At 62.1% G+C, this 6,222-nt stretch carries 5 protein-coding genes and 1 tRNA gene; 5 read left to right on the top strand and 1 reads right to left on the bottom strand.

Going from position 1 to position 6,222, the window contains the following annotated elements; genetic code table 11:
• Positions 1-181 precede the first annotated feature (181 nt).
• The 5 genes from GA0061101_RS09375 to GA0061101_RS09355 all read left to right on the top strand — a co-directional run bounded on the left by GA0061101_RS09375 (position 182) and on the right by GA0061101_RS09355 (position 3,288).
• Positions 182-258, top strand: a tRNA-Met gene (locus GA0061101_RS09375).
• 181 nt (positions 259-439) lie between these two features.
• A complete protein-coding gene (ada, locus tag GA0061101_RS09370; protein WP_051964134.1) occupies positions 440-1,531 on the top strand; it encodes a bifunctional DNA-binding transcriptional regulator/O6-methylguanine-DNA methyltransferase Ada in 1,092 nt (363 codons plus the stop codon).
• 37 nt (positions 1,532-1,568) lie between these two features.
• On the top strand, positions 1,569-1,811 hold the full coding sequence (locus tag GA0061101_RS09365; protein WP_037199993.1) for a hypothetical protein: 243 nt from the start codon (positions 1,569-1,571) through the stop codon (positions 1,809-1,811).
• 164 nt (positions 1,812-1,975) lie between these two features.
• Positions 1,976-2,542: a methylated-DNA--[protein]-cysteine S-methyltransferase gene (locus tag GA0061101_RS09360; protein ID WP_092573526.1), complete on the top strand. Its 567-nt coding sequence runs from the start codon at positions 1,976-1,978 to the stop codon at positions 2,540-2,542.
• On the top strand, positions 2,539-3,288 hold the full coding sequence (locus GA0061101_RS09355; protein ID WP_037199994.1) for a 2OG-Fe(II) oxygenase: 750 nt from the start codon (positions 2,539-2,541) through the stop codon (positions 3,286-3,288). Before GA0061101_RS09360 ends, GA0061101_RS09355 begins: the two co-directional genes overlap by 4 nt.
• Positions 3,289-3,568: 280 nt before the next feature.
• On the opposite strand, the gene GA0061101_RS09350 is transcribed toward GA0061101_RS09355, so the two are convergent.
• Positions 3,569-6,130, bottom strand: a complete 2,562-nt coding sequence (locus GA0061101_RS09350) for a GcvT family protein (RefSeq protein WP_092573525.1) — start codon at positions 6,128-6,130, stop codon at positions 3,569-3,571.
• Positions 6,131-6,222: the final 92 nt, after the last annotated feature.

Here is a 6,222-nt window from a genome sequence, read left to right as displayed (position 1 = left end):
AAATAAGGGCCAAGGGAAACAAGCGACAAATCGCTCACCGATTTGCGCTGGACGCGATAAGCCGCTCAAGCGGCTTACGCTGGTAATACGGGACAAACCCTCCGGGTTTGCTCGGGCGCGATAAACCGCTCAAGCGGTTTACGCTGGACGCGATAAGCCGCTTTGCGGCTTACGCTGGTAACGCGGGGTGGAGCAGCCCGGTAGCTCGTCAGGCTCATAACCTGAAGGCCGCAGGTTCAAATCCTGCCCCCGCAACCAAATCACCCAAATGCATATACTTCAAAGCCGTTTCGGCGTTCAGGGACTTGCCGGAGTGCGCACCCAGCAGGGCGGCAGACGGAAATCGGGTGGCTGACGATCGGATTCGGGAGCAAGGATCGGAGTGCGCCCGACAAGTTTCGGCGGCACGGTCGGGCAGGAGCAATTCGAGATGATGACCATGACCACATCCACACGCATGGCTGAACGCACCCCGACGCCGTCGGTAGCCGAGGACCCCCGCTGGGCGCGCATCGTTGCTCGCGACAAGGCGGCGGACGGCCATCTTTGGTATTCGGTCGGGACGACAGGGGTCTATTGCCGCCCGTCATGCCCGTCGCGCATCGCCAATCCCCAGAATGTCACGCTCCATGAGACGCTGGAGAGTGCGCGGGCGACCGGTTTCCGGCCCTGCAAGCGCTGCAATCCGGAGGGGCTCTCACTTGAATGCGAGAATGCGGCCCTTGTCGCCAAGGCATGCCGGATTATTGAGGAAAGTGAGGAGGAGCCCTCGCTTGAAGAGCTGGCAGATGCCGTCGGCCGGAGCTCCAGCTATTTCCATCGTATGTTCAAGGCCACGACCGGATTGACCCCGAAGAACTATGCCGTCGCCGATCGCTCGAAGAAGGTCCGCAAAGGCCTGGCAACCGGCAACAGCGTCACGGAAGCCATTTATGAAGCAGGGTTCAACTCCAGCGGCCGCTTTTACGAAAAATCGACCGGCATGCTCGGGATGACGCCCTCGCAATATCGTGCCGGTGGCATCGACGAGGAGATCAGGTTCGCGGTCGGCCAGTCATCGCTCGGTGCGATCCTCGTTGCGTCAAGCACAAAGGGCGTCGCTTCAATCCTGCTCGGGGATGACCCTGACGAGTTGGTCCGCAATCTTCAGGATCGCTTCCCGAACGCCCGCCTCATCGGAGCCGATCGCGACTATGAGGCCCTGATCGCGCGGGTTGTCGGCTTCGTCGAAGCTCCGGGGATCGGTCTGGATCTGCCGCTCGATGTCCGCGGCACAGCGTTCCAGCGTCGTGTGTGGCAGGCACTTCAGGAGATTCCTGTAGGCGAAACGGTTTCCTATGCCGAGATTGCCCGCCGCATCGGATCACCGAAATCGGTGCGGGCAGTCGCAGGCGCCTGCGCGGCGAACAACCTCGCCGTCGCCATTCCCTGCCACCGGGTGGTTCGCAATGACGGTGCGCTCTCGGGCTATGCCTGGGGCATCGAGCGCAAAGGTGCCCTGCTCGATCGGGAGTTATCCCGGTCAGCCTGACAAGCACGCAACGCCTGAAACAAGGAGCGTCTCACCGATGTTTTCGCGCGGCGGATTCGATGCAAGGACGAGCCGACGCCGGCCTCCCAGAGCGGATGCGGCCATTGTCGCGCTCGCTGAGGACAATCCCGACAAGACGCTCGTCATGGCTCATATCAGCCAGCTCGTCGCCGATGGCTTTGCGGTCTGGGACGTGCTCGATAGCGGACAGATCGAGGTCCGCTTCAATTCTGGCGAGACATTTTTGCTCGCTGAAACCACCATCCTGCGTCTGGTCTGATCGGTCGCCAAGAAGAGGGTCCATGCCGGGTGCACGCGCCCGGCTTCTTTCTTTGCGCCATGTGCCAGCCAGATAGTTTCTCGATTTGAAAGCAAGGACCGGAGTTCGGGTGGCCCAAGTCCGGAGTAACTTTGATGCTGATAACAGAGCAAGGAGTTACGACGATGAACCTTATGATCTCCAGCGATGCCTTGCGGGCCATGCACCGGGCAAAAGCCACGGCTATATCAGCCGATATCCTTTTCTACGCCGTCGCCGGTTGCGCGCTGGGCAGCGTGCTGGTCGCACGCAGTGCCACGGGTGTCTGCGCGATCCTGCTCGGCGACACCGCCGAAGAACTGACGGCGGATCTCGCCCGCCGCTTCCCGCGGGCCTCGCTCGTTTCGAACGAAGCCGCGGTCAAGGACGATCTGGCGCAGGTGCTCCGCTACCTCGAGAGGCCGGCCGAGAGCCTTCATTTCACCCTCGACATGCGCGGGACATCGTTCCAGCGCCGCGTGTGGGAAAAGCTGAAGGCGATCCCTGTTGGCAAAACGGTGAGCTACATGGAGCTGGCCCGCTGGGTCGGCCCGCTGGCTAATCCCCGTGCGGTCGCCAGTGCCTGCGCCGCCAACCCGATCGCACTGGCCATTCCCTGCCACCGCGTCGTCCGCGGCAATGGCGACCTGGCAGGCTATCGCTGGGGCATCGAGCGCAAGCGCGTCCTCATCCAGAAGGAAGCCCTGGCATGAACTCTCATGTATCCGCCGCCTCCCCAGCCTCTGCGGTGGCGTCCGCGGAGGCGCGGGTTGCCGCCTACGATTGGAAGGCGCTTGCCGGAGAGCTCGACAGCTTCGGCTGTGCCGTGCTGACGAAGCTGCTTGCGCCGGAGGAGTGCCGCGCAATCGCGGGGCTCTATCCCGACGAAAGCCACTTTCGCAGCCACGTCCTCATGGCGCGACATGGTTTTGGCAAAGGCGAATATCGCTACTTCAGATACCCGCTGCCTGACCTGCTCGGCGGCTTGCGCACGGTGCTCTATCCGCACCTCGCTGATGTCGCCAATGAATGGAATGTGCGCATGGGGATCGATGAGCGCTATCCCGACGAGCATGCTTCGTTCCTGAAGCAGTGCCACGCCGCCGGCCAGATGCGCCCGACGCCGTTGTTGCTGCAATATGTCCCGGGCGATTTCAATTGCCTGCACCAGGATCTCTATGGCGATCTCGCATTTCCAATCCAGGTGGCAATCCTGCTTTCAGAACCTGGCCGGGACTTCACGGGCGGCGAATTCGCTCTGACCGAGCAGCGGCCGCGCATGCAAAGCCGCGTCGAGGTCGTGCCGCTTCGCCAGGGCGATGCCGTTGCCTTCGCGGTCCACAATCGCCCTGTGCGGGGTCCGAAGGGGAACTATCGCGTGAACCTGCGCCATGGCGTGAGCCGTGTCCGCTCCGGCATGCGGCACACGGTCGGGATCATCTTCCACGATGCCAGATGACAGAATAGCGAAGGCCGGCGTCGCGTTTTTGCGGCGCCGCCCTGGCGATCACGTCGTCAGCCTTGAGCCCGCCTTGAAACGTCTGCCCAAGCTCCCAGGTCGCAAGCCGCTCGGCTACTGCTTCTGAGCGACGCCCAGAGGGATCTCGCCCAGGAATAATCTCAGCGGAGGCGACGGCGAGTGCCCGCCGGCGAGCGGAAGAGCGTGGCAAAAGAAAACTGCCCGCCTGGATGCCAGGCGGGCGGTTGTTCAATCCAGCTTTCCCGCAGCGATGGGGTGATCAGCTGCGCGGTTTGAGGTTCTCTGCATCGTAAAGCGGCTTGTAGCCGACACCGGCGACTTCGACGGGGTAGGTTTCGCCGAAATATTCGACCTTCAGCTTGCGGCCTTCCCGCGCGTAGGACCAGGGCAGGTAGGCGAGCGCGATATTCTTGCCGATGGTCGGGCCATAGGCGATCGACGTGGTGAAAGAACGGCGGCCAAGTTCGTCGACGAGCGTTTCGCCGGTTTCAGGGTCCATGACCGGCAGGATGCCGACCGGATAGCGCGCCACACCCTTGGAGTCGGTGTTGTCGGTCACGACAAGCGTGCAGAGCATGGCCGGCTGATGATCGCGGGCGCGATATTCGAGATGCTTGGCCTTGCCGCGGAAGTCGGCATCCTTGACCTTCGGGCGGGCGAGATCGGCTTCGAGAAGATTGTATTCCGTCAGCAGGTCGGCATTTTGCAGGCGCAGGCTCTTTTCCATGCGGCGGCTGTTGGCATAGGTTTCGACGCCGACGGCGATGGCGCCCGTGGAGCGCAGCGCGTCCCATACAGCCAAAGCGTCGCCATAGGCCATATGCAATTCCCAGCCCTGTTCGCCGACATAGGAAATGCGGAATGCCGTGACGTTCTTACCGGCGATGCGGATCTGCTTGATTGCAGCGAAGGGGAAGTTTTCCTGCGAGAGGATTTCCGGGGCTTCGACCACCTTCTGCAGGTTGGTGCGGGCGTTCGGTCCCCAGATGCCGATCGTGACATAGCGTTCGGTGACATCGGTGATGGTGACGTCGAAACCCTTGTCCTCTGCGACGCGGCGCATGTAGTGGAAATCACGCGGGCCGGCATCGGCGCCGTCGATGAGCCGGCAGCGGTCGGCCATGCGGATCACGGTGAAGTCGGCCCGCACCATGCCCTCGTCGTCGAGGAAGTGGGTATAGATGCCCTTGCCGATATTGGCATCGCCGCCGATTTTTGCCGCGCAAAGCCATTCCAGCAGCTCGACATGATCGGGGCCTTCGATGTCATACATGGCGAAGTGCGAGAGGTTGATGATGCCGCAGTCTTCGCTCAGCGCGAGATGTTCGGCATTGGAAACGCGCCAGAAATGGCGGTTGTCCCATTCGTTTGCACGCACAGGCACCCGGTCGCCGTATTTTTCCAGCAGGTGCTCGTTTGCGGCATAGCCATGAGCGCGTTCCCAGCCGCCGAGCTCCATGAAATAGCCGCCGAGCTCCTTCTCGCGCTCCCAGAAAGGCGAGCGGCGAACACTGCGGCCGGTCGCGTAGGGCTCGCGGGGATGGACGGCCGGATTGTAGATCTTCTGTGCCGCCTCGGTGCAGCGACCCTCGATGAACTTTTCTTCCAGCATGTGCGGATAGAAGCGGGAATAGTCGATCCTGTTGTGGTCGATCGGGGTGCGACCGTCGGTCATCCAGTCGGCGACGAGCTTGCCGAAGCCCGGGCCATCCTTCACCCAGATGGCGACGCAGTACCACAAGCCTCTGACCTTCTGGCTTTCGCCGACGGAAGGGCCGCCATCGGTCGTCACCTGCAGCAGACCGTTGAAGGAATGGCCTTCATTGTAGCCAAGCTCGCCAAGGATCGGCGTCAGCTCCATGGCGCGTTCCAGCGGCTCGATGATCTGTTCCATGTCGAGATCGCGCTGCGAGGGCGAAAGACGGGCTTCGTGCTTTTCGAGCAGGTCGCGCGGATGGCAGAGGCGCGGGTTTTTCTCTTCGTAATAGCCCCATTCGATCTGGCCGCCTTCGGCGGTCTTGGGGTCGCCGGTGTCGCGCATATAGGCGGAGTTGCCCTGGTCACGCATCAGCGGGAAGCCGATTTCCTTGCCCGTGCCGGCAAACTCGTTGTAGGGGCCGAAGAAGGTCAGCGGGTGATCGACAGGCATGACCGGCAGGTCTTCGCCAACCATCTCGGCGATCAGCCGGCCCCAGAGACCGGCGCAGACGATCACGTATTCCGCCTCGATCGTGCCGCGATGGGTGACGACGCCGGTGATGCGGCCGTCCTTGACGATCAGCGACTGGGCAGGCGTATTGGCGAAGGAGAGGAGCTTGCCGCTCTTTTCGCCCTGATCGATCAGCTTGCCGGCAACTGTCTGCGAGCGCGGAATGACCAGGCCGGCATCCGGATCCCACATGCCGCCCTGCACCATGCTTTCCTCGATCAGCGGGAATTTCTCCTTGATCTCGGAGGGCTCGACCAGGCTTACGCGCGTGCCGAAGGCCTTGCCCGAGGTCACCTTGCGCTTGATTTCCGCCATGCGGTCGTCGTCGCCGACGCGGGCGACTTCGAGGCCGCCGACACGGGCATAGTGGCCGAGCTTATCGTAGAATTCGATGGAATAGAGGGTCGTCCAGCAGGAGAGGAAATCGTGGCTGGTCGTGTAGCAGAAGTCGGAGGCGTGTGCCGTCGAGCCGATATCTGTCGGGATGCCGGATTTATCGATGCCGACAATATCGTCCCAGCCGCGCTCGATCAGATGGTGGGCGATCGAGGCGCCGACGATACCGCCGAGCCCGATGATGACGACCTTCGCCTTTTGAGGAAATACTGCCATTGCGTGCGACCCTGATTGATACTGAAAACGGATTTTATGATGTGCGCGGCGGCGACCAGAGCCTGTCTACGACATATTCAAGATGCTTGCAC

The sequence above is a fragment of the Martinezella lusitana genome (assembly GCF_900094565.1).
Lineage (GTDB): Bacteria > Pseudomonadota > Alphaproteobacteria > Rhizobiales > Rhizobiaceae > Rhizobium > Rhizobium lusitanum.
The sequence above is the reverse complement of the archived record's forward strand: the minus strand, read 5'-3'. Positions and strand labels throughout refer to the sequence as shown.

Coding starts and splice junctions, on each gene's coding strand:
- GA0061101_RS09355 (WP_037199994.1), top strand. CDS start 2,539: ATGAACTCTCATGTATCCGCCGCCTCCCCAGCCTCTGCGGTGGCGTCC.
- ada (WP_051964134.1), top strand. CDS start 440: ATGACCACATCCACACGCATGGCTGAACGCACCCCGACGCCGTCGGTA.
- GA0061101_RS09350 (WP_092573525.1), bottom strand. CDS start 6,130: ATGGCAGTATTTCCTCAAAAGGCGAAGGTCGTCATCATCGGGCTCGGC.
- GA0061101_RS09365 (WP_037199993.1), top strand. CDS start 1,569: ATGTTTTCGCGCGGCGGATTCGATGCAAGGACGAGCCGACGCCGGCCT.
- GA0061101_RS09360 (WP_092573526.1), top strand. CDS start 1,976: ATGAACCTTATGATCTCCAGCGATGCCTTGCGGGCCATGCACCGGGCA.